The sequence below is a fragment of the Parabacteroides chongii genome (genome assembly GCF_029581355.1).
Classification (GTDB): Bacteria; Bacteroidota; Bacteroidia; order Bacteroidales; family Tannerellaceae; genus Parabacteroides; species Parabacteroides chongii.
On the sequence record NZ_CP120849.1, the window covers coordinates 2,688,592 to 2,712,819 of the forward strand.

General features: G+C 41.8%; 20 protein-coding genes and 4 tRNA genes. 14 read left to right on the forward strand and 10 right to left on the reverse strand.

Annotated features, from left to right (window positions below; genetic code table 11):
* Positions 1-100: 100 nt before the first annotated feature.
* The gene (locus P3L47_RS10035; RefSeq protein ID WP_277783516.1) at positions 101-1,312 is read right to left on the reverse strand and encodes an exo-beta-N-acetylmuramidase NamZ family protein; all 1,212 of its coding nucleotides are present in this window, start codon (positions 1,310-1,312) and stop codon (positions 101-103) included.
* Positions 1,313-1,466: 154 nt separating this feature from the next.
* Here P3L47_RS10035 and P3L47_RS10040 point away from each other — a divergent pair, with 154 nt between their 5' ends.
* The 3 genes from P3L47_RS10040 to P3L47_RS10050 all read left to right on the forward strand — a co-directional run bounded on the left by P3L47_RS10040 (position 1,467) and on the right by P3L47_RS10050 (position 5,142).
* Positions 1,467-1,649: a hypothetical protein gene (locus P3L47_RS10040; RefSeq protein ID WP_277783517.1), complete on the forward strand. Its 183-nt coding sequence runs from the start codon at positions 1,467-1,469 to the stop codon at positions 1,647-1,649.
* Positions 1,650-1,734: 85 nt separating this feature from the next.
* Positions 1,735-2,277, forward strand: coding sequence for an HDIG domain-containing metalloprotein (locus P3L47_RS10045; protein WP_122362868.1), 543 nt, complete (start codon positions 1,735-1,737; stop codon positions 2,275-2,277).
* A gap of 132 nt (positions 2,278-2,409) precedes the next feature.
* On the forward strand, positions 2,410-5,142 hold the full coding sequence (locus tag P3L47_RS10050) for a putative LPS assembly protein LptD (protein WP_345799070.1): 2,733 nt from the start codon (positions 2,410-2,412) through the stop codon (positions 5,140-5,142).
* Here the strand turns inward: P3L47_RS10050 and ung are convergent, their stop codons facing one another.
* Together ung and asnA are read right to left on the reverse strand one after the other, a co-directional pair.
* Positions 5,143-5,805, reverse strand: a complete 663-nt coding sequence (gene ung, locus P3L47_RS10055) for a uracil-DNA glycosylase (protein WP_277783519.1) — start codon at positions 5,803-5,805, stop codon at positions 5,143-5,145.
* Between the two features lie 86 nt (positions 5,806-5,891).
* Positions 5,892-6,929, reverse strand: coding sequence for an aspartate--ammonia ligase (asnA, locus tag P3L47_RS10060; protein WP_277783520.1), 1,038 nt, complete (start codon positions 6,927-6,929; stop codon positions 5,892-5,894).
* A gap of 228 nt (positions 6,930-7,157) precedes the next feature.
* On the opposite strand from asnA, the gene P3L47_RS10065 reads away from it, so the two are divergent.
* Positions 7,158-7,230: transfer RNA gene (locus tag P3L47_RS10065), tRNA-Arg, on the forward strand.
* A 335-nt stretch (positions 7,231-7,565) separates the two neighbouring features.
* Here the strand turns inward: P3L47_RS10065 and P3L47_RS10070 are convergent.
* Positions 7,566-7,970, reverse strand: coding sequence for a type II toxin-antitoxin system HicB family antitoxin (locus P3L47_RS10070; RefSeq protein WP_122362910.1), 405 nt, complete (start codon positions 7,968-7,970; stop codon positions 7,566-7,568).
* A 62-nt stretch (positions 7,971-8,032) separates the two neighbouring features.
* Positions 8,033-8,218: a type II toxin-antitoxin system HicA family toxin gene (locus P3L47_RS10075; protein WP_122362911.1), complete on the reverse strand. Its 186-nt coding sequence runs from the start codon at positions 8,216-8,218 to the stop codon at positions 8,033-8,035.
* A gap of 1,103 nt (positions 8,219-9,321) precedes the next feature.
* On the opposite strand from P3L47_RS10075, the gene P3L47_RS10080 reads away from it, so the two are divergent.
* From P3L47_RS10080 to P3L47_RS10105, 6 genes are all read left to right on the forward strand, one after another.
* Positions 9,322-13,530, forward strand: coding sequence for a DUF6383 domain-containing protein (locus P3L47_RS10080; RefSeq protein ID WP_277783521.1), 4,209 nt, complete (start codon positions 9,322-9,324; stop codon positions 13,528-13,530).
* Between the two features lie 328 nt (positions 13,531-13,858).
* A complete protein-coding gene (locus P3L47_RS10085) occupies positions 13,859-14,317 on the forward strand; it encodes a hypothetical protein (RefSeq protein WP_277783522.1) in 459 nt (152 codons plus the stop codon).
* A gap of 270 nt (positions 14,318-14,587) precedes the next feature.
* Positions 14,588-15,028 (forward strand): DoxX family protein, encoded by a 441-nt coding sequence (locus P3L47_RS10090; RefSeq protein WP_277783523.1) that lies wholly within the window; start codon positions 14,588-14,590, stop codon positions 15,026-15,028.
* A gap of 89 nt (positions 15,029-15,117) precedes the next feature.
* Positions 15,118-15,426: a hypothetical protein gene (locus P3L47_RS10095; protein ID WP_277783524.1), complete on the forward strand. Its 309-nt coding sequence runs from the start codon at positions 15,118-15,120 to the stop codon at positions 15,424-15,426.
* A 57-nt stretch (positions 15,427-15,483) separates the two neighbouring features.
* Entirely contained in the window at positions 15,484-16,161 is a 678-nt protein-coding gene (locus P3L47_RS10100) for a response regulator transcription factor (RefSeq protein ID WP_277783525.1), read from the forward strand.
* Positions 16,161-17,438, forward strand: coding sequence for a sensor histidine kinase (locus P3L47_RS10105; RefSeq protein WP_277783526.1), 1,278 nt, complete (start codon positions 16,161-16,163; stop codon positions 17,436-17,438). Before P3L47_RS10100 ends, P3L47_RS10105 begins: the two co-directional genes overlap by 1 nt.
* A 122-nt stretch (positions 17,439-17,560) precedes the next feature.
* On the opposite strand, the gene P3L47_RS10110 is transcribed toward P3L47_RS10105, so the two are convergent.
* From P3L47_RS10110 to P3L47_RS10120, 3 genes are all read right to left on the reverse strand, one after another.
* A tRNA-Val gene (locus P3L47_RS10110) sits at positions 17,561-17,638 on the reverse strand.
* Between the two features lie 29 nt (positions 17,639-17,667).
* Positions 17,668-17,742: transfer RNA gene (locus P3L47_RS10115), tRNA-Val, on the reverse strand.
* Between the two features lie 27 nt (positions 17,743-17,769).
* A tRNA-Val gene (locus P3L47_RS10120) sits at positions 17,770-17,844 on the reverse strand.
* Between the two features lie 237 nt (positions 17,845-18,081).
* Here P3L47_RS10120 and purB point away from each other — a divergent pair.
* From purB to asnS, 3 genes are all read left to right on the forward strand, one after another.
* Positions 18,082-19,425, forward strand: coding sequence for an adenylosuccinate lyase (gene purB, locus P3L47_RS10125; protein ID WP_277783527.1), 1,344 nt, complete (start codon positions 18,082-18,084; stop codon positions 19,423-19,425).
* Between the two features lie 62 nt (positions 19,426-19,487).
* Positions 19,488-20,966 (forward strand): pseudouridine synthase, encoded by a 1,479-nt coding sequence (locus P3L47_RS10130; RefSeq protein WP_122361054.1) that lies wholly within the window; start codon positions 19,488-19,490, stop codon positions 20,964-20,966.
* 67 nt (positions 20,967-21,033) lie between these two features.
* Positions 21,034-22,440: an asparagine--tRNA ligase gene (asnS, locus tag P3L47_RS10135; protein WP_122361053.1), complete on the forward strand. Its 1,407-nt coding sequence runs from the start codon at positions 21,034-21,036 to the stop codon at positions 22,438-22,440.
* An 82-nt stretch (positions 22,441-22,522) separates the two neighbouring features.
* Here the strand turns inward: asnS and P3L47_RS10140 are convergent, their stop codons facing one another.
* Positions 22,523-22,993: an Lrp/AsnC family transcriptional regulator gene (locus P3L47_RS10140; RefSeq protein ID WP_122361052.1), complete on the reverse strand. Its 471-nt coding sequence runs from the start codon at positions 22,991-22,993 to the stop codon at positions 22,523-22,525.
* Between the two features lie 146 nt (positions 22,994-23,139).
* Here P3L47_RS10140 and P3L47_RS10145 point away from each other — a divergent pair, with 146 nt between their 5' ends.
* Positions 23,140-23,697, forward strand: coding sequence for a GNAT family N-acetyltransferase (locus tag P3L47_RS10145; protein WP_277783528.1), 558 nt, complete (start codon positions 23,140-23,142; stop codon positions 23,695-23,697).
* Positions 23,698-23,760: 63 nt separating this feature from the next.
* Here P3L47_RS10145 and P3L47_RS10150 read toward each other — a convergent pair whose 3' ends face one another.
* Complete coding sequence (locus tag P3L47_RS10150; protein ID WP_122361050.1) at positions 23,761-24,228, reverse strand: ExbD/TolR family protein; 468 nt, start codon at positions 24,226-24,228, stop codon at positions 23,761-23,763.

Genomic DNA, 24,228 nt, shown 5'->3' on the forward strand with positions numbered 1-24,228 from the left:
AAACAGTGTTATGCATGTAATATAATCAGGGCATAACACTGTCGTCCTATTCTTTGTTACGAGTGAGCAAAGATAATTAAAAACCAAATAAAATCAACGGTTATTGGCTCTTTGTTACTTTTTGCGGATAATCCGGATACAGCAGGTACTTTTTTCTCATTTGCTTGTACTTGTCCAGTTCCGGTTTCCAGCTGTCACGGATCTCTTCTTCCGATAATCCCCTGACAATTTGATAACGGAGTTCCTTGGTTCCGGCCAGCAGGTCGAACCATTGCGGGCGGGAGAAAAAGAAAGCTTGTTCGTTCCCGGCTTTATTGTAGAAGTCAAGGAAGAAATGCAGCGTTAATCCTCCCTCGAAAGGATATTCCCGAAGATCGATACCGTAACACTCCTTGTCTTTCTGTAATGGATTCGTGTCGAAACCGGGCAATGATACGGGCGTGAAAGTAAAGTCTCCATATTTTCGGTCCGGAAATCCGATCACCTGGAACGGGTAATAGGTGCCTCGGCCGATACTGATATTGGTCGCTTCAAAAAAGCATAAAGAAGGATATAGCCGGATCGACTGGTCGTTCGGCAGGTTGGGAGACGGCTTGACCGGTAACCAGTAAGGATCGCCATGCCGCCAGTTTTCCATCTTGACGATATGGAGCTTACAGCTGTCCGGATTGCTTTTGAGCCAGCCCTCGCTGTTGATCATCCAGGCAAGCTCTCCGACCGTCAAACCATGCAACAATGGAATCGGGTCGACACCGACAAACGATTCAAAGCCTTTCTGACGCACCGGACCGTCTACGAAGTCATTCGGATTCGGACGGTCGAGCACAAGAAATTCAATGCCGTTCTCAGCACACGCCTCCATGACATAATGCATTGTACTTATATATGTATAGAAACGTGCGCCTACATCCTGAATATCGAATACAACCACATCCAGTCCGCTTAACTGCTCGGCTGTCGGTTTTTTGTTTTTACCGTAGATGGAAACAATAGGAATACCGGTTTTAAAGTCACGACTGTCTTTTACCTCTTCACCTGCATCGGCGGTTCCCCGGAAACCATGTTCGGGGGCAAACACTTTTTTTACCCGGATACCCTGGTCTACCAGTGCGTCCAGCAAATGTTTCTGTTGTTTTTCCAGGATCGAGGTCTGGTTGACGACTAATCCGACCTGTTTGTCTTTCAGTAAGCGAGTGATCACATCCATACGTTCGGCCCCTAAAACCAAAGCACCCTGAGTTGTTGCCGCCTGCAGTTCTGCTGTGAGTAATATGCCGATAAACCAAAGTGTAAGCCTGAAAACTGTTTTCATAATCCGTATCCAACTGTTTATTGCCTGCAAAAGTAGCAAATGTTCGCCTTATTGAAGCTATGAAACGGTTAAATGTGTTTACATTTAACATGTTTGACTTGAACTATCAGGCTTCTTTTTGTGTTGGATTATTACAAACAAAAAGAATAATCATATGGCAACAAGACTTCCAAAAATCAAAGAAAAAGCGAAAACCGAGGCTTTAGTGTTAGATCATAAAGAAGATCGGTATCCGGTACAACAGGTGTCTACTGAAGGTAAAGTAACAAAGAAAAAGGTGAAAGATGCCGTTAAGGAGATTAATCCGGATTTGAACAGCCTCGGATGCAGAGGTTAGTATTTTATCGGCCGGATAATGGATAGCCAATATAAAATATCAGTATCTTCGCAGTCGGATCGGTTAAAAATAAAGCGTAGATAAAATGAATCCTATTGATATTATATCCAAATATTATCCGGCAGGATCGGATGCCTACCATATCCTGGTAACCCATAGCCGGAGCGTGACGGAGAAAGCATTGAGCCTGGCACGTATGCATCCGGAAATGAATCTGGACATTCCTTTCATTGAAGAAGCAGCCATGCTTCACGACATCGGTATCTTTCTTTGCAATGCACCGGAGATCGGTTGCCTGGGTGATGCCGAATATATTTGTCACGGCTATCTGGGTGCCGACCTGATGCGTAAAGAAGGTTTTCCCCGGCATGCACTGGTCTGTGAACGCCATACAGGGACCGGGATAACGGCGGAAATGATAGAAGAAAGACATCTTCCGCTTCCGTCGCGTGTAATGGTTCCGGTATCGTTGGAAGAGCAGCTCATCTGTTTTGCCGATAAGTTTTACAGTAAGACAAAACTGGATAAGGAAAAGCCGGTTGAGAAAGTAAAACAGAGCCTTTCCAGGTATGGAGAGGAGACCGTTATACGTTTTGATAACTGGTGTAAACTCTTTTTAGGGGAATAAAAGCTAAAGGGCTCATTAATTTATTATACATTTGCACGCTGTAACGATTCAGTTGACAGTTGACAGATGACGGATGACAGTGGCTTCATCTCCTATCTGTCAACTGTCAACTGTCAACTGTCAACTTAATTAATGAGACACAGAGGGCTATTTATCCTATTATATTTCCTCACCGGGGCTTTGATGATGTATTCGCAGGAGCTGGTTGCCCCGCGGGATACCGTATTGCCTGTCATAGGGGATACGATAGCGACAGCTGTCACCGATAGTACGGTCCTTGCTTCCGATTCTACTCAGTCTAAGCAGGTAGGACTGGATGCTCCGGTTATTTATCAGGCAAAAGACTCTATGGTGATGACAGCCGGTAACTGGGCATATCTGTATGGTGAAGGAGATGTCAAATACCAACAGATCGGGCTGCAGGCGGAGAATATCGAGATGAGCCTGGACAGCAGCCTGGTGTTTGCCAAATTCGGTCTTGACTCTATTGGTGAAGAGTTCGGTTATCCCTTGTTTAAAGACGGGGATCAAGAGTATGAATCTAAAACGATGCGATATAACTTCAATACCAAGAAGGGATATATCACGGATGTGATCACCCAGCAGGGGGAAGGTTTTGTTACTGCCGGACGCACGAAGAAGATGGACGACGATGTGCTGAATATGGTGGGCGGTAAGTATACTACCTGCGATGAACACGATCATCCTCACTTTTATATTCAGATGACAAAGGCGAAGGTCCGTCCCAAAAAGAATATTGTGACCGGACCGGTTTACATGGTAATAGAAGATGTTCCTTTGTATCCGATCGGCTTGCCTTTCTGTTTCTTCCCGTTTTCGAGTACCTATTCGTCGGGTGTGATCATGCCAACCTATGCCGACGACTCCCAGCGGGGTTTTGGTCTGCGTGATGGTGGGTATTACTTCGCACTGAGCGATTATATCGATTTGGCTGTGACGGGGGAGGTCTATACGAAAGGTTCCTGGGGGCTTCAGGCGCAATCATCTTATAAGAAGCGATATCGTTTTTCAGGGAATTTCAATGCAGCTTACCAAGTAAGTAAGTATGGGGATAAAGGATTGGCAGACTATAGCTTGTCGAAAGACTTCCGGTTGAACTGGACGCACAGCCAGGACCCGAAAGCCAATCCGTACCGGACTTTCTCGGCTAGTGTCAATTTTCAGACATCCAGCTTCGACCGTAACAGTGCCTATGGTATCTACAACCCTAATACGACGAACAATACAAAAGGTTCCAGTATCAATATAACACAGCGTTTTCCGAATAATCCGTTGACGCTTTCGGCAACCATGAACGTGAACCAAAATTCCAAGGACTCGATGATCTCTATGACATTGCCTGACCTGACCATTACTTTGAGCCGTATATTCCCCTTTAAGCGGAAGAATCCGGTCGGTAAAGAACGCTGGTATGAGAAGATCTCCATGAGTTACTCCGGATATTTCAGAAATAGCATCACGACAAAAGAAGATCAGCTGTTCAAGTCGAACCTTATCAAAGACTGGAAGAACTCTTTTGAACATAGCATTCCGGTCAGTGCTACATTTACGGCATTCAAGTATATCAATATCTCTCCTTCGTTCAACTACAAGGAAAGCTGGTATACCAGCAAGATCACTCAACAGTTCGACCCGCAGCTGAACAAGCTGGTAAATCGGGATACGACTTACGGATTCTATCGTATTTATAATTATAATGCATCTTTATCGGCATCTACAACACTGTATGGTTCTTATAAACCGCTACCTTTCCTGGGAGATAAAGTGCAGATGATTCGCCATCGTATGGAACCGTCGATCAGTATCAGTGCCGCTCCTGACTTTGGCAGCAGTATTTTCGGGTTCTATGATCATTACCAGTATATCGATACCAATGGCGATCCGATCGACTATGTGTATTCTCCTTTTGCCCACAACGGTTCTATTCCTAGCGGAAAGCAGGGAAGCCTGAACTTCTCGTTGGATAACAATGTCGAAATGAAGATCAAATCAGACAAGGATACTACCGGTTTCCGTAAGATCAGTCTGATCGACAAGTTATCATTGGGCATGAGCTATAATATGGCGGCAGATTCTTTCAAGTGGAGTGACTTGTCTGTCGGGTTACGTTTGAAGTTCTCGAAGAGTTATACCTTGAATCTGAACGGGCAGTTCGATACCTACACCTATGGTGCAGATAAGAACGGAAAACCGATTCGACTGGATATTCCCCGTTGGAAAGCCGGTAAAGGTATCGGGCGTTTACGTTCGACAGGAACCAGCTTCTCTTATACTTTCAATAACGATACCTTCAAGAAATGGTTCGGAGGTGAGACGGACAGTAATATCCCGGAAGATAATGTGGGTGACGGAGAACTCGAAAATCTGACTGCGGAAAACCAGGACGGAGAAAATCCGGATGGCGAAGGAAAGTCTGAAGGCGGACGTTTGCGCGGCAAGAAGAAAGATACCGGTGAGTATGATGCCGACGGTTATCTGATCTCGAAGATCCCCTGGAGCCTTTCTTTCAATTACAGTATGCAGTTGCGTTACGGTGATTTCGATCCTAACCGGTTAGAGTATAAGTATAAGCTGACGCATGCCCTGAGTTTTAACGGAAATATTCAGCCGACGAAGAACTGGAGCTTTAATTTCAATGCCACGTACGATTTTGACAATAACAAAATTTCGTTCATGACATGTAACGTGACACGTAACTTGCACTGTTTCCAGATGTCTGCAAGCTTTGTACCTGTAGGGCCTTATAAATCATATACATTCTCTATTGCGGTAAGCTCTTCGCTGCTGAAAGACTTGAAGTATAACCAGAGTAGCTCTGCCCGGGAAGGACAGAGCTGGTATTAATTACCACTCTATCGGTTCTTGCCCGGTGGCTATCAAATAATCATTTGCTTTACTGAAATGTTTGTTCCCGAAAAATCCCCGGTAAGCGGAGAGGGGAGAAGGGTGTGCCGATTTCAATATCAGATTGCGTGAAGCATTAATGACCGCCCCTTTGCGTTGTGCATATGAGCCCCAAAGGATATAAACGATGTGGCTGCGCTCTTCTGCCAGTGTACGGATCACGGCATCGGTAAATGTTTCCCATCCCCGGTTCTGATGTGAGCCTGCCTGGTGTGCACGGACTGTCAGGGTGGCGTTCAATAGCAGAACACCCTGGTCTGCCCAACGCAAAAGGTTTCCGCTTGGTGGCATGGGTTTGCCTAGGTCGCTTTCTATTTCTTTGAAAATATTGATCAGGGAAGGAGGATAAGGCGTTCCGTCCTGCACGGAAAAGCAAAGGCCGTGTGCCTGTCCGGGTTCGTGGTAAGGGTCTTGTCCCAGAATGACCACTTTCACTTTATCGAAAGGACAATGTTCGAAAGCATTAAAGATGTATGGTCCGGGAGGATAGACAGCACCGTGGCTGTATTCTTGTTTTACAAAGTTGATTAACTCTTTGAAATAATCTTTTTCAAATTCGGGGGCTAACCGCTCTTTCCAGCTTTGTTCGATCTTTACGTCCATAACTTTATAATTGAAAATTGAGAATTGAAAATTGAGAATTGAGAGTTGCTTTTGGGTATTTTCAATTCTCAATTCTCAATTTTCAATTAAATTAATAGCATTCCTGCAGCACGGGCTTCCTGACGCATATCTTCCGGCCAGATACTAGCCTGGATCTCACCGATATGAGCTTTGCGCAGATAGAACATACACAAACGGCTTTGTCCGATACCGCCGCCGATACTCTGAGGCAGTTCACCGTTCAGCAGGCGTTTGTGGAAGTAGAGTTCTCTCTTTTCTTCAGCGTTGGAGAGCTTCAGCTGACGTTCCAGCGCTTCCTTATCTACACGGATACCCATTGAAGAAAGTTCGAGCGAGCGGTTCAATACATCGTCCCAAACGAGTAAGTCACCGTTCAGTCCTACCTGTCCGTTTTCTGCTACAGTCGACCAGTCGTCGTAGTCAGGAGCACGTCCGTCATGTTTCTCTCCGTTGCTCAGCTTGCATCCGATACCGATGATGAAGACTGCGCCATATTCTTTGGCGATAGCGTCTTCCCGTTCTTTCGGTGTAAAGGTAGGATATTTTTGCAACAAATCCTCGGAATGTATGAAATGAATATGCTGGGGAAGTGTCGGCCGTATTTGCGGAAACATCTCATAAACCAGATATTCGGTACGCACCATGGCTGCATATATACGTCGTACGACCTCTTTCAGATATTCGACATTGCGTTCTTTGGGGCTCATCACCCGTTCCCAGTCCCACTGGTCGACGTATAATGAATGCAGGTTACCCAGTTCTTCGTCAGAGCGGATGGCATTCATATCGGTATAAATGCCGTACCCTTCTTCGATATTATAGTCTGCTAAAGTGAGGCGTTTCCATTTCGCCAAAGAGTGTACGATTTCGGCTTTGGAATCGTTCAGGTCTTTGATCGGAAATGTGACAGCTCGTTCGGTTCCGTTCAGGTCATCGTTGATTCCCATCCCTTTAAGAACGAACAAAGGTGCCGTGACACGACGCAGGCGTAACTCCGAAGACAGGTTTTGCTGGAAAAAGTCTTTGATTTTCTTGATTCCCATCTCTGTTTGCGACAGGTTTAGCAAAGCCTTATATCCCGCAGGTTTAATTAAATAGCTCATATACTTGTTGTGCTTTGTGTTTGTAAAATATGCGACGCAAAGATAATGATTAATGGCAAAATAGCAATGTTGAAGCCTTTTTTATTTGCAAAATGGCAGTATATGTGGTAAAGTGTGTTGCAAATTATCAAAACTTATGTTGTAGGGCAGAAAAAAGAAAGAGATATAAAACTCTTCTGCCGTTCGTTTGGTTTCTTCCGATATTATAATTACTTTTGCCCCGTCTTTGGCCTGGTAGCTTAGTGAATAGAGCGTCAGATTCCGGTTCTGAAGGTCGAGGGTTTGAATCCCTCCCGGGTCACGGTTTAAAGTATTTTTGTAAATGGCGATGCCTCTTTTTAGAGGTGTCGCCTTTTGCGTTTTATATGTGTACCAACATATTACGCGCCTGCTTAAATAAGAATTGTTTAACAAATCTTTACGGCGATTTTCGGGGAATAAATCGTTTTTGGGTCTCCTTTCTTATTTGAAAATTGCAATTAGAATAGGGAATACGAAAAGAGTAAAGCAGCCCAATAAGGCAGTCGTTATTATCCAGTGCATTTGTACTGTAACATAGTTTGACGAAAAAGGGGAACCAATTGGTTCCCCCTTGTTATGTGAGCGGTACAGGTGTTCAATTAAAAATAGCTCTTTTTAAAACTGGACCAGACTCATTTTAGTTACGATCTCGTTGAATTTGTCTTGTATGGCTGCCTTTTGTTTTTCGGAAGCAAAAGCCAGTCCTTCTTTATATTTGCGCATCAATGAAGGATTAATCCCGACAGCTTGTGCAAATTGTGATACATTGAAGAAAGGAAAGGTTTTAAAAAAACCGGAAAAGTCATATTTGTAATCTATCGATATATTTTCCGTATACCATTCCGGAAACACACCTTTCTTTTCTTTGTAAAATTCGGCTTGTTCGTTTAGTACGTCTACAAAGTCATTTTTAGCCTCCTGCTCAGTCAGACCGTACCCGTACGCACCTTGTACAGATTTGGTGTAAACACCATAGCCGCCGTCTTCTGCTTTTTCGATAATTGCTACAATTGTTTTCATACAACAGATTTTTTGAGGTTTAGTCCAATTAAAGCCACTCCCCGAAGGGAGTGGCAGAACTTTTACTTTTTCAGTCCGGCATCCTTCATCATCGATTCAAGTGTACCTTTTGGTATTTCTTTGCTCGGATGACGTCCGACAGGAATGAAATAGTCGAAGTCCGGGTGAACATACTTGTGATGTTTCTTACCCTTACTGATTGTCCAGCCTGCGGCTTCAATCAGTTTGTAAAACTCGGAATACTTCATTGTGTAAAAGAACTATTATTTAATTGAACACTGCAAAAGTAACATATTTGTTCCAAACGACCAAATATAAAAGTAACAAATTTGTTACTTTTATATCACTTCGTAGAATGTTCCTGTAATTTCAGGGTGTATTCCGTCGTTGGTAATCCGGTATTCCAGTTCTTTACAAATAAATAGCTTATTATTTAGCAGAAATTGCGCTTGTATGTATATGACGGGCATTTAAATTAATACCAGCCAAAACGAATTTTCATCCCGAACAATGAATCATTCTATGATTATCGAACGAAAGGAGAACAATTATCAAATGAAAGAAGCATATATGTGCTTTATTCGTTTGATATATATCAAACGCAAAGACGTTCGAATACAAATCCGATTTTCAGTTTTTACCTTTACTTTGTAATAACCGTTATTATTACGGAAACCTAAAATAATATTGGATTATCATACATAGCTTAGGGGGATAAGTCCAAAGATTATTATAGAATAACCAAACGGCTTTCAAGAAAAATATCAACTATTTTTATAGTTGTACAATCGCGTACATTATATATAAAGCAACACCTCTGAGAATACAAAACAGATATTAAAACTTAAGATGCTATTATACAGTGATTTACAATTGCTGAAAAGAATGTGGTGAAAATCAAGCTTAACTTTCAGTATTACAGTATTTTATCCTTAAATAAACTGGAATGTTAAAATTGTGGTAAAATGAGGTGTGAAATGATATTTAATAGATTGGTATATAATGAATTAAAGTGTTAAAATAGAATGGCTAATTTAAACGATCCTTTTTTCTAGTCACAAAGGTACAACTAGTTTTTAAACCTGCAATTCTTTTCAAATTTATTTTTGCAAATATATAGTCTTTCTTATCAACTACATAACAAAGTTTGTATGAAATTATCACTTTTCAGTATAAAATAAAAATTCACTCAAAAAATGACTAGAAAAAAGGATCGATAAAACTAGTCATTTTACTAAACACCTTTTAACAAACACAAAATTAGGGGAAGAAAGGGATAAAGGTGTAGAGTAAGATTCACAAGATTTATGACGCTATTTTAACACTATTATTAATATTAAATTAAAGAATTATGAACAAAAAGTTTTCTACATTAGTAGCTACACTGTTGGCTTCGGGTGGATTGTTCTACGCTGTAGACGCAATGATCTTACCGGCAAACGACGGGGTAGCTAGAACGTATGTGACAACTAGAACTGGCTCGGATGCAGCCCAGTCGACGGAAAAAATCCTTTCTTGTAATCTCAAAAATGTGGATGCATTTAAGACTGCATGGACGTTGGTGGATGCTTCTTCTGACACACCATCGGTTACTGATGGAGATGGCGGTCAAGAAGCAGCCAAATCCTACAATTTGCAAGTAGCCGGTGCTGAAGGATGGTTCCTGTGTGAAAATGGCATTCAGTATGTAGGTAAGACAGAAACTCAAGAGGCAGAAGGAAATGAAACTGCAATACCTTTGGTAATTACTGTGGGTGAAGAAGGTGCAGTAAATCTCTACATTGCTGAAGAAGATGGTTCTTTTACAGTAAAGACTGTGAATGCTACTGATGCAGTAGCACTTGAAGGAGATGGAGACAAGACTACTCCTGCAGCGAATGCATTCTTGTATACAGATGAAAGCACTCCTTATACAGAAAAAAGTGTAGAGAATCTAAGTATACTTTCTTCTGGTGAGGGTGATGGTAATGTTGCATTAGTAACTAAAAACGAAAGCGAAGACGATGTTGAAATTCAGTCCGAAGATGTTACTTTTGACATTATTGTAGACGTAGAAATCGTTAAGTCAGAACTGGCAGAGAATGCTCCGGGTGCAGATGTTCCGGGCATGGGTGATGTTGCTGTTTCTGTTGCAGAAGACGGTACAATAACTGTTACCAGCGATGTAACAGCTATTCCTGCCCCGACTACTGTTGCTATTGGAGACAATGTTCTTTCTGTTCAAAACGGAAAAGTAGTTTATTTGACAGAAGATGATGCTGAAAAAGCAGATTCATGGGTATTGGTAGATAGCAAATACAAGAATGTCACTCTTGAAAAACTGGGTGAAACAAAGATCTGGCTGCAGGCAACTGCAGGTCTTAAATCAACAGATGCTGCTCCTTTTGTTTTGGTAGAGAAAGCTAAAGCTTCTACATTTACACTAAAACAAGGTGAAAAAGCAACTGTTGTGACTGACGGAAACTCAGTAAATATATCTAGCGTTGCTTTAAAAACAACCGGTGTATCTACGGCTGCCACTATTGATGATGCCAATAAAGATATTCTTTTGACTTCTGTTGCATCCGGAGATGTAGTGCTTTTGGGTAACGGTACTCAATTTGCAGGTGAAGACGGATCACTCGAAAAGGCAACTCTTTGGGTAGTAAGCAAGACTGCAACGACAACTGACGGAACTTATCGTTATTCTTTCAAAAAGAAAGATGCCAATACTTATTTCACAGTTGAAGGCGAAACCGAATTTACTGCGGAAGACTATAAAGGAAGCTTTGCTTTAAAAGCTACAAATGGAAAATATGTAAGTATTGGAGAGGATGGAACACCTTCTTTGGTTGATCCATCTACTCCTTCTGCTTTGTTTAGCATTCCTGCAGATGCAAAGGCATTCACAGCTAAACAAATCCTTTCAGACTTCGGTACACTGACAAGCTTCAACCTGTCTTTGTGGGATGAAAAGGATGGCGTTTCTACATTGGTTCAGAACCCGTTTGAAGATGCTGATTTGGTTCCGGTATGTTACAACAGTACTAATAAGACGTTCACTCCGATCACGGTAGATAATGCTAGCTCATTTACTGATACTGAGCTGAAAACTTTCTTACTGAAGAAAGGCAACAGCTACATCGTAGTTGAAACAACTAAAGATTCTGAATGGAGTAACATTAACTCTGAGTTGATCGCTGGTGGTTACAAGTTCGTAACACTGAGCGAGAAAGCGATGGCTGAAGTGATGAAAAACGGTAAATGGAAAGATGCCACTTATGCTCCTTACTTCACATTCAACTTCGATGCAAACAAAGTAGCAAACGGTGAAGCAACAGCTAAAACTCCTATCTATTCAATTCAGGTATCTGATTATAGTAAAACGAGTGTAGGTGATGTTTCTACATTTACTATCAAGACTGGTGCACAAGCAGGTACTTATCTGACAACTTCTAGTAAACAAGCTTATTGGGCATATGCTGAATTCAGTGCAAACAACGCTGTACGCGGTGATTCTGACAAGGATTACAATCCGCTGAACATGAAGTATGTGAACATTACGTTTGTAAATCATTCGGATGTAACATACAAAGATGGTACTAAGACTATCAAATTGAATGGTAAGGTTTTGGGTGCGGAAGCTAAACCAGCTGATGCTGCTAACTTCCTGTTCGATAAACCGGAAGGACAGTGGGCTGTTCAAATGACTGCTGCTACAGGTGATTTGTCTAAGGGACAATCATTGGGTGACAATGTTTACGGCTTTACTTTCGTAAACCGTGAAAACAATAACGAAAAGTATGCTGTAAGCAAGATATATTACCTGGGTAACAACAAATATGCTGTAGCTTATACCGGTGGTTCTGCTAAATTTGCTCAATGGAACGGTTCAGCTTTGCTTCGCGATACAATCGCAATCACTCCGGTTGAAACTGCTTTGAAAAATAACGCTGTTCAGCGTGACGGTTATAAGAACCTGACAGCTGAAGAAGTACAGGATCAGTTGTTCAACCTGTTGGTAGCTTCTTCTGAAGAAGATTACTATGTAGGTGAAAACCATACTGCGAAGAGTCACTTCCTGGGCTTGTCTCACGACGAAAATGCTACAGTAAACTGGAGAATTGTTCCGTTGACAGCTGCCAGAGCTTATGATTCTGACAAAGAACTGACACAGGCTTCCGACTCTGTATATGTATTCAACCATCCGCAGTATTACAAAGCTTCTGACAAGAAGTTCTATGAGTACAAAGATACTGTTGCTATCATCAGCTACGCATTGCAGAATGTGGCTAACGATGAATTCCTGACTTACGAAAATCCGCAGACAACAGATATCCTGTCAATGATTTGCGATCCTGCTTTCAAATCATACAAGACTACTAAGAATATCTCTGAAGCTTATCGTTTCGTATTGAAAGAAAAAGGAACTGATCTGTATAACATCGTTGGTGTAACTTATCCGAAGTATGACGCTAAAGGATTTGTAGCAGATGGCAAAACAACTCATGCTTCTTTGAACCTGGGCAACAAACTGTATGGCGCAACAACGCTGACAAAACAGGGTGCTGTTGAAGTTGAAGGCGCTTACGATCAGATCAACTCTAACGACCTGTTCAAAGTACAGAAAGTGGGTGCTCCTGAATATCGTCTGCAGAGCATGGGTGATACGATCCGTATCTTCCGTCAGGAAAATGATTACGATCAGATGTTCGAAAACGGTGAATTCCTGAACATCGGTAACAAGGCTCAGTTGACTACTATGGCTCCGGCTCTGTATGTCGATACAGCTTATGTAAAACGTGGCAACAACAATCGTTATCAGTATCTGTTGGCTGTTAATCCGGAATACAAACCGGCTACATTCGACAATGCTAACCATCAGCTGACTCCGGATACGACTTACGGTCGCTTCCTGGTGAACCTGATCGACACTGCTTATGTAGCTTATGTAAATGGTGCTATCCATACGAATAAGTATATCAATGACAATGAAGCAGGCGAACACTTTGCTAAGTTAGGTTTCGTATACGGTTTCCGCACAGGTGACAAACTGTATATCACAGACAAGAACTATACAAAGAGTGGCAAGGCTTCCGACGTGATTGACCTGAGCACAAGCGATTTCAATACAGCTAAGTTTGCGTTCCGTTATATCAACCCGATCAACCATGAATCTGACGGTTCATTCAAGGTTCAGACAGGTTATTATGATTATAACACTTACATCGCTGGCAAGAAACAGCCTGAACTCTCTAACGATGGTTACCTGAAGAACATCAACGGTGTGGTTGTTGTAGCTAAGGGTTATGCAGCAGGTGATAAGTTTGATCTGGCAGCAGAACATTCTAATCCGACTGCAAACGACGAAATCAGCGCTTCTGCAATCTCTGTAGTAGCAACTGACGGTGCTGTAATCGTTAAGGGTGCTGAAGGCAAGAACGTAGTGATCACTAACGTACTTGGTCAGACAATTGCCAATACAGTAATCACTTCTTCTGAAGCAACCATCGCTGCTCCTGCAGGTGTGGTAGTCGTTGCCGTTGAAGGTGAAGCTGCTGTTAAAGCAATCGTAAAATAATAGAAACTATTTATAATCAATAAATTTAAATTTGACTGCGTGGTTTGGCATAACCCTATGAATATGCCTGCCAAGTATCCCGCGATGGGTGAACAAGTAGTCAGTATTAATACTAAAGTAATGAAATAAAGTTCTTCTGTTCGATCTCTGTGAAGAGCGAAGACAGACAAAAAAGCAAGCCCCGGGGATTAAGTTCTTCGGGGTTTTTTGTTTTTTAGAGCCACTGAAAAAGATGCTGGAAGAGCTGGATTTAAATCCTCTTTACAGGCCTTGTTATCTTGTTTGGTGGCTTGAGGGGTGAAGGGCTATTCAACCTTCTAAGAATGTTATGAAAAAGTTATTAATGGCATTGCTGGGTGCCCAACCAGCTGTTTGTGTTTATCAGCAACATGTGAATAATTTGTTACCGGAGGAAAAGGAGGGCTTTTATAAAGATTCCTTTGCTTTGGCTTTTTCAGATTGGAGAAATCTGAGTCCGGGGTATCGTGATTTTTTTGTTAACCTGATTAAAAGTGAACGTCAGCGTTTTATCGATTTCGTGCGCAATGATACTGTTTTAGGAGAGTTTCTTTACGACGTGAAGGATGAAGCATTGTTTATTCGTATCCTGAGCCTTTTGGAACGACCGGATAAAAAGCGTAAAACATCTTATACAAAGTTGGCATTCGCTGTTAAGCTCGGATTTAATGTTGATCTGAAAGTGAAGTATCTATCGGATAAAATCCGATATGCAAGAGCAGATACGGATGACTTGTATGAACTATTTGAAAAGATTGCTATAGAATAAAGATTTTAAAAGTTTAGATTTCCGAAAAGCAACGGGAGAGTAATGGTTGATAGGCTGTTGAATGTTTGGGATTGAGAATCATCGTATACATCTAAATACTCGTTGCTTTTTGCTGTTTTTGCTGTCATACGTATCGTTCAATTGGGTGAGTTGGGTAACTTCCGTATTATCGTCGGTAGTGGAGGTCTTAGGATGTAAGGGGTAATGAACATTTTTTTATTTCCTTTGTTTTATATATAAGTTATTAATCTTATGTAAAAACTAAATAATATGTTGGCGATATACAGATTTTTATTTCCGTCTAAGCCGGACGGTACGGTTATTTCACTGTTGTTATTGGCATTGCGTATCCTTTTCGGAGGATTGTTGTTATCTCATGGTATCCAGAAATGGACTAACTATACCGAGATGTCTGCCGTTTTTCCCGATCCGCTGGGTGTAGGTAGCCAGGTTTCGTTAGGGCTTGCAATTTTTGGTGAGTTGGCTTGTTCAATAGGTTTTATTTTTGGTGCATTGTATCGATTGGCTATGATCCCGATGATCTTTACCATGTGCATGGCATTCTTCGTTATTCACGGCAATGATGCGTTTGCGGTGAAAGAGTTGGCTTTTATCTATCTGGTTGTATTTATATTAATGTATATTACCGGGCCGGGTAAATTTTCGATAGACCGCTTGATCTCGATACCATTGTCGCAAAAAAGAAGATAAACAACCGGCTTCTGCCTGTTATTTTATCCTGCGAATACAGAATTACTACAGATTCCCCCTATATATTTGAGGTATAAATTTAGGAGGATATGAGAAAGTTGATATTTTTTATGCTGGTAATCTTTAGCTTGAACGGGATCAGTGAAGCGAGTGTGAGTAGGATAGATTATCGGTATGAACATGCCGGAAAGTATCGTAAAGGGAATATTTCACCCAAGGAGCTACCGAAAGCTATAGTGAAGTATCTGGAAAAGAATTATCCGGATTATACGATCCTTCTTTCCAAGAGGAAGAACAATGGTAATTATTTTGTGAAGATCCGCTTTGACGGAGATGGGCATCATCCCTATTATAGAAGTTTGGTATTTGATAGTGAAGGACGTGTTATTAAGAAGTAGCTTTCTTTTTAATTATTATTGAGTAACTTTGTTCTTGGAATCAAAGTGAAAGGCGTTATGAATCTGTTAATTATAGAAGATGAAGTCGATTTGCTGGAGTCTGTCAGAGACTTTCTGTTGTCGGAAGCATTTACGGTAGAGTGCGTGACTTCTTTTCAAACGGCGGAAGAGAAAATAGAGATGTATGACTATGACTGTGTCGTTGTAGACATAAACCTGCCGGGTGGGAGCGGACTGGATATTATTCGTATATTGAAAAGGAAGAATAAGGATGCGGGTATTATTGTTATCTCCGCCAGAAATTCTTTGGATGATAAACTGACAGGTCTGGATATTGGTGCAGATGATTATCTTACCAAGCCTTTCCATCTTTCGGAACTGAATGCACGTATTAAATCCATTATACGCCGTCGCGGATTAAAGGGAACGAATATTAGAAGATTTAACGAGTTGACCATTGAATTTGATAATCGCCGGCTTCATGTGAACGGACTGGAGGTCGTATTGACCCGTAAAGAGTACGACCTGTTGCTTTATTTTATAATGAATGAAGATAAAGTGCTGAGTAAGGAGGATATAGCCGAACATTTGTGGGGAGATAATATGAGTCTGTCTGCCGATTCGTTCAGCTTTATTTATAATCATATCAAGAATCTCCGGAAGAAACTGATGGATAACGGGAGCGGCGATTACATCAAGTCGGTGTATGGGATCGGATATAAATTTTCAGAGTGATGAGCCTGATTAAATTGATACGGAAATATCTTTTTATATCCATCCTGGTCGTTCTTTTGATAGGAAGTGTTTCCCATTATCTGATCTTTCGCTTTTTTATTCATTATTCGAGTGACCGGATGTTGAAGGATCAAAAGACAAAGATCGAGAATTATATTGCTCAAAATGATACGTTACCTTTAGCTTCTACCTTGGTATTGAAACCTGCCAGAATAGAAGTTGAAGCTATTGAGGCGTCTGGCTCATTTCCGGATGAAATGTACAGGGATACCGTTATGTATAGCGAGGATACCGGAACTTTCACTCCGTACCGCCAGTTGTTTTTTACTGTTTCTTATAAAGACGAGCGTCACTTGATCACAATCAATCAGCCGACAGTCATTTCGAATGATTTGTTTTACGCTATTGTCACTTCTCTTTTATTGTTATTTGCCTTGTTTGTCTTGTTTACTTATGTAATTGAATATCTTCTGAAAAAGAATGTATGGTCTCCTTTGAATTATAATCTTCAGAAGTTACATGAATATGATTTGAAGGCGAATGCGGTATTGCAATTGGAGAATCCGGGTATCAAAGAATTAGATGAAATGAACGAAGTGATTTTGCGTATGGTCGATAAGATCAATGCCGACTACGAAAACTCTCGTCTTTTTACGGAGGATGCCTCCCATGAGATGCAGACCCCTTTATCCATCATCAAATCGAAGATGGACTTGCTGATGCAGAGCCCTCTGTTGATGCAGGATAAGGATAATGAAAATTCCGTCAGGGCTATCTCAAGAGCTGTTTCCCGTCTGTCTCGGCTGAACAAGTCTTTGCTTCTGATCACCCGGATCAATAATAACCAATATGCGGAAAAGGAAAATATTCGCCTGGATGAATTATTGGCTGTGTATTTGAATGACCTCGACGAACTGTTTGAAGCCAAACAACTTACGGTTGAAATATCTGTATCTCACTGCCTTTTGCTTATGAATTCAAATTTGGCGGAAATATTGCTGTCTAACCTGCTTAGTAATGCAATCCGGCATAATTTGCCTCAGGGCCGGATCGATCTGTTCCTGGATAATTCCCGGTTGGTTATCAGCAACACATGTAGAGGCGGATTGAGAAATGAGGCAAATTTGTTTAACCGGATCACTTTTCATAATAAGTCTGAAGAGTCGTTGGGCTTGGGCTTGAATATCGTAAAATCAATCTGTGATAAAAACGAATTCCATGTTCAGTACGATTATCCGGAGGATGAGCTATTCAGGATAACGATCGTTTTTAGCTGATTGGCACTACTGTTTCTCAGATGGTGAAGGAGAGCCTGCTGGTTTAAAATCAGTGGTCCTTTTTGAATATGTGATTATAGAAAGAAAAGTCCGTTAATCATTCGACTAACGGACTTTTCTTTTGGTGGGCGTTGACGGATTCGAACCGCCGACCCTCTGCTTGTAAGGCAGATGCTCTGAACCAGCTGAGCTAAACGCCCGATTGAAATCAATTTGGTATAAATTTGAGTGGGCGTTGACGGATTCGAACCGCCGACCCTCTGCTTGTAAGGCAGATGCTCTGAACCAGCTGAGCTAAACGCCCAAGTTGAAATCAATTGGATATGAAAGGTGGGCGTTGACGGATTCGAACCGCCGACCCTCTGCTTGTAAGGCAGATGCTCTGAACCAGCTGAGCTAAACGCCCTTTCATTACTTCAGTAAGTTTTGTACGCCTTATCTCTCTAAAGCGCTGCAAAGATACGGCTTTTTTTATTACCTCCAAATGTTTCGATGAAAAAGTTGAAAAAAAATTCATTACTACCATTTAATCTGAAGAAATGTAGTAACTTTGCAACTCTATATTATTAATGTATATATGTATTCGATATCGTTGGCATATCGCCCGGACACTCAGGGATATAGGTGTATAAACTAAATGAGTATGGTATTTTCAACACTAACTGCCATATCGCCCGTAGATGGACGATATAGAAATAAAGCCGAAAACCTGGCGGCTTACTTCTCAGAGTATGCACTTATTAAATACAGGGTGCGAGTAGAAATAGAGTATTTTATTACTCTTGCTGAGTATCTTCCACAGTTAAATAGCCTGGCTACAGTGGAGAATAAAGAAGCGTTGCGTAAAATTTATCAGGAATTCAGTCTGGAAGACGCAACCCGTATCAAGGAGATCGAGAGCGTAACGAACCATGATGTAAAGGCTGTTGAATATTTTATCAAAGAGAAATTCGACCTGCTGAACTTACAGGACTATAAAGAATTTATTCATTTCGGATTGACTTCACAGGATATCAATAATACTTCTGTACCCTTGTCTATCAAGGATGCTTTAGATGAAGTGTATTATCCGGGTATTCAGGAAGTGATCGATATCTTGAAGAAGTATGCCGAAGATTGGAGTAATGTTTCTATGTTGGCAAAGACACACGGACAGCCGGCTTCTCCTACCCGTCTGGGAAAAGAGATTATGGTGTTTGTTTATCGTCTTGAACAGCAGGTAGCTTTGTTGAAAGCAATCCCTGTTTCTGCCAAGTTTGGTGGTGCAACCGGTAATTTCAATGCACATCATGTTGCTTATCCGCAATATGACTGGAAAGCATTCGGTAATAAGTTTGTGAATGAAGTGCTGGGACTGAGCCGTGAGGAATGGACTACACAGATTTCGAACTATGATAATCTGGCAGCTATTTTCGACGGTTTGAAACGTGTCAATACAGTGTTGATCGACCTGAATCGTGACTTCTGGCAGTATATCTCTATGGAATACTTCAAACAGAAGATCAAAGCGGGTGAAGTCGGTTCATCGGCAATGCCTCACAAGGTGAACCCGATCGATTTTGAAAATGCAGAAGGTAACCTGGGCATGGCGAATGCTATCCTGACGCACCTGGCTACGAAGTTGCCGATCTCCCGTCTGCAGAGAGATTTGACAGACTCTACCGTGTTGCGTAACGTGGGTGTGCCTTTGGCTCATATCGAAATCGCATTCAAAAGCTTAACAAAAGGGCTGGGTAAACTGTTATTAAATGAGAACGCTCTGTACCGGGATCTGGATAATTGCTGGGCTGTCGTAGCTGAAGGTATTCAGACCATTTTGCGTCGTGAAGGTTATCCGAAGCCTTACGAAGCCTTGAAAGCCTTAACCCGGACAAATGAGGGAATCACTGAGAAATCAATCAGTGACTTTATTGAAACGCTGCAGGTTAGTGATGCAGTAAAAGCAGAATTAAAGGCGATTACGCCTCATAATTATACAGGTATTTAGTGTGAAAATAAGCGTGTAGCCGTGAGGTTACCAATTAGTTAATTATTTATTAATTTACAACAATGAGCACAGAAGAAAGAGAAGAATCTCAACCGCGTCCTAGAAAGGTGATACCAAGTATCAGACGGGAAAACACAGATCAGGAAGGTGAAAGAAGACCTTACAATCAAGGTTACAGCAGACCTGAGGGAAACAACTATGAACGGAGACCATATAACCGCCCAAGCCGGGATGACCGCGGTGGTTATAATTCTTATGGGGATAACCGCTCATCTTACGGAGACCGTCCGAGTCGTCCTCGGACGTATGACAACCGTGAAGGTGGTGGTTATAACAGCAGACCTTCTTACAACAACCGCGACAACAATCGGGGTGGTTACAGCAACAATCGTGAAGGCGGATACAACCGTCCTTCTTATGGTAACAATCGCCCCTCTTATGGTAACAATGATCGTTCTTATGGAAACAACGATCGTTCGTATGGTGGCGGCGGCGGTTTCAACCGTCCTTCTCGTCCTAACTATGACGAAAGACCGGGCAGAGCCTATTCCGCTTCTCCGGAAGGAGATGCAACCGGCGACGGTATGAAGAAAAGAAGACCTAGAGTAGGTGATACTCGTGTCAACTCTTACGACTCTCGCGATAATCGCGGTGGCGGCAGACCTTCATACGGTAACAATAATCGCGGTGGCGGATATGGAAACAATGGCGGTGGCTACGGAAACAGACGTCCGCAACAACGTCGTACAAACGATTACAACCCGAATGCCAAGTACAACTTCCAGAAACAGTTGAAGTATAAGGAAGTATTGGCTGACCCTAACGAACCGATCCGTCTGAACAAGTTCTTGTCTAATGCTGGAGTTTGTTCACGTCGTGAAGCAGATGAATTTATCACAGCTGGTGCTGTAAAAGTAAATGATGTAGTAGTTACTGAACTGGGGACAAAGATCACCCGTCAGGATAAGGTAGAATTCAACGATAAACCGGTACAGATCGAAAGCAAGGTGTATATCGTATTGAACAAACCTAAAAACTGTGTGACTACGTCGGATGATCCTCAGGAACGTCTTACCGTTATGGATCTGGTGAAGAATGCTTGCCAGGAACGTATCTATCCGGTAGGTCGTCTGGACCGTAACACAACCGGTGTATTGCTTCTTACTAATGATGGCGACTTGGCTTCAAAGCTGACTCACCCGTCATTCAAGAAAAAGAAGATCTATCACGTTTGGTTGGATAAGAACGTTTCTATCGAAGACATGGAAAAGATTGCTAACGGACTGGAACTGGAAGACGGTGAAATCCATGCAGATGCAATCAGCTATGCCAGCGAAGACGACAAGAGCCAGGTGGGTATCGAAATCCACTCGGGACGTAACCGTATCGTGCGTCGTATCTTTGAATCGCTGGGATATCATGTAACGAAGCTGGATCGTGTATACTTTGCCGGATTGACTAAAAAGATGCTCGGACGTGGAAAATGGCGTTATCTGAACGAACGTGAGGTGAACGCGCTTCGAATGGGTGCTTTTGAATAATACGAAGATTAGCCGGTAGTCAATACCGGCTATCTTGTTTTGATTATCTAAGAATAAACATATAAACATGGAAACAATTACTAGAACAAAAATTGTAGATGTACTGAAAAGCGAGGCTTACGGTACGACCGTTAACGTGAAGGGGTGGGTTCGTACCCGTCGTGGTAGTAAACAGGTTAGCTTTATTGCGCTGAATGACGGTTCTACAATAAATAATGTTCAGATCGTTGTGGATGTGGAAAAATTGGGTGAAGAGTTCCTTAAACCGATTACTACCGGCGCTTGTATCAGTGTGAACGGTGAATTGGTCAAATCACAGGGACAGGGTCAGAATGTGGAGATACAGGCTGCTGAAATTCAGATTTACGGTACTGCTGATCCCGCTACTTATCCGCTGCAGAAGAAAGGTCATTCACTTGAGTTCCTTCGTGAAATAGCGCACCTGCGTCCGCGTACCAATACGTTTGGTGCTGTCTTCCGCATTCGTCACAATATGGCGATCGCTATTCATAAGTTCTTTCATGAAAGAGGTTTCTTCTATTTCCATACACCGATCATTACAGCTTCAGACTGCGAAGGTGCCGGACAGATGTTCCAGGTAACGACGATGAATCTGTATGATTTGAAGAAAGACGAGAACGGTTCTATCATTTACGAGGATGATTTCTTCGGAAAGCAGGCTAGCTTGACGGTTTCCGGTCAGCTGGAAGGCGAATTGGCTGCCATGTCTTTGGGAGCGATTTACACTTTCGGACCGACATTCCGTGCAGAAAACTCCAATACTCCACGCCACCTGGCAGAGTTCTGGATGATCGAGCCGGAAGTAGCATTTAATGAGATTGCGGAAAACATGCAGCTGGCTGAAGACTTTATCAAGTATTGTGTGCAGTGGGCTTTGGATAACTGTATGGAAGATATCCAGTTCCTGAACAATATGTTTGATAAGGAATTGATCGAACGCCTGCAATTCGTCTTGAAACATGACTTTATCCGTCTGCCTTATACGGAAGGGGTCAAGATCCTGGAAGATGCTGTGGCTAAAGGACATAAGTTTGAATTTCCGATCTATTGGGGAGCAGACCTTGCTTCAGAACATGAACGTTATTTGGTGGAAGAACATTTCAAATGTCCGGTTATCCTGACTGATTATCCGAAAGAGATCAAGTCTTTCTATATGAAGCAGAATGAGGATGGAAAGACAGTTCGTGCCATGGATGTATTGTTCCCGAAGATCGGTGAGATTATCGGCGGATCACAACGTGAGGAAGATTACGAAAAACTGTCGAGACGTGCAAAAGAAATGGGTGTACCTGAAAAAGATATCTGGTGGTATCTGGATACCCGTCGTTTCGGTACAGCACCTCATTCCGGCTTTGGTTTGGGATTTGAACGTCTGTTATTGTTTGTAACAGGTATGACAAATATCCGTGACGTGATTCCTTTCCCGAGAACTCCGAATAATGCAGATTTCTAAAAAGGTATTCCTCCGGTAATTACCGGAGACTTTGAGAACTAAAAAAGGCTTTAGAAATTTCTAAAGCCTTTTTTAGTTCTATTTATTCGTCATCCAGATCGATTGGTATCTGTCTTTTAAAAGCCTCCTTGAAAGAGATCAGGGATTCTGTTCGGGCCAGCCCTAATGGCTGTAATTTATTATGGATAATATTCAGCAGATGCTGGTTGTTCTTTGCGTATATTTTAATGAACAGATCGTACTGCCCGGTCGTATAGTGGCATTCTACAACTTCCGGGATTTGCTTCAATGCTTCTGTCACGGAAGGAAATTGTCCCGGAGATTTCAGGAATAATCCCATATAAGCACAGGTTTCATAACCAACTTTCGTATTATCCACGATAAATTCTGATCCTTTGATAACACCAAGGTTGGTGAGTTTTTGTATTCTCTGATGTATAGCGGCTCCTGATACATTGCATTCTCTGGCTACTTCTAGGAAGGGCATGCGGGCATTGCCTATAATAAGCTTTAATATTTTTTCATCCAATTCATCCAGTTGATGGTGTGCCATAATTTCTGTATATTTGTATTTCTGTTATTCTGTATGATTACATTTAAATACAAATATAGGTAAACTATAATAATTAGACGAAATAATTTGCTCAATTATTTTATTTCGTAAGTTTTCTTTTATTAATCAATCAATTTTATAAGAGTATGAGTTCAAGTACGGTAATCGAATGCAGGCCGGTTAAAGATTTTTCCGATCCTTTGTTGGATAAAGTAGAAAAAACATATAATGATTCTTTTCCGGAGGCCGAGCGACGGGCGTTTTCCCTGGTGAGAGAGTTGGTCAAAGATGAATCGCGTTTTAGCGTTTACGCGCTGTTTAAAGATAAGGAATATGCCGGCTTCATTACAGCCTGGCGTTTTGTCGGCTTTTCCTATGTGGAGCATTTTGCTATTGAGGCTTCCGCCCGTAATGGAGGTACAGGAGGAGAGGCTATGAGGCAGTTTATGGCGCTTTGTGACACTCCGATTGTCTTGGAAGTAGAAATACCCACCGAAGAGATGAGTATGCGTAGAATAGGCTTCTATGAGCGCTTGGGGTATGTGCTGGACGATCATGTTTATTTCCAGCCTCCGTATCGTCCGGGAGAACCCTTGTTGGAAATGCGGTTAATGACCTATGGTGAGCTCGATTTGAAACAGTCTTTTGAGGAAGTGAAGAACAACCTTTACCGATATGTATACGGCGTTAATGAATGCCGGTAGAATTTACTCCAATAAAAAAGGCAGAACTAAAAGTCCTGCCTTTTTTATTTATTATTGAATTAATTAGTCAACACGCTGTCTTGCAGAGTAGCTAATCTTCAATGCGTATGCTTCACGAAGAGCCTGTTTTACGTCTGTGATAACACCCATCTTAGTCTCTTTATCTGCTTTGATGGATACAGTCATAAACGGCTGATCTTCCTCTTTCATACTTGACTTCTCTTGTGCGATGTAAGTTTCGATTTCGCTTACTTCTGCGAACTGATCGTTCAACTGCAAGCGGGTTTCAGAACCCATCTTAGCTCTCAATTCCTGAGTTGGTTTACCTACGTAAATGAATGTTACTAATGATTTCTTTTCCAACTTTTGAAGCTCAGTAGCCTGAGGAGCCTGGAAAACAACTTTTAAAGTAACTTCACGCATAGTTGTTACCATCATGATGAAGAACAGGAAGGCAAACACCAAGTCAGGTAATGATGAAGTATTTAATTCGGGCATTTCTCTACCGCCCGCTTTACTAAATTTTCCCAT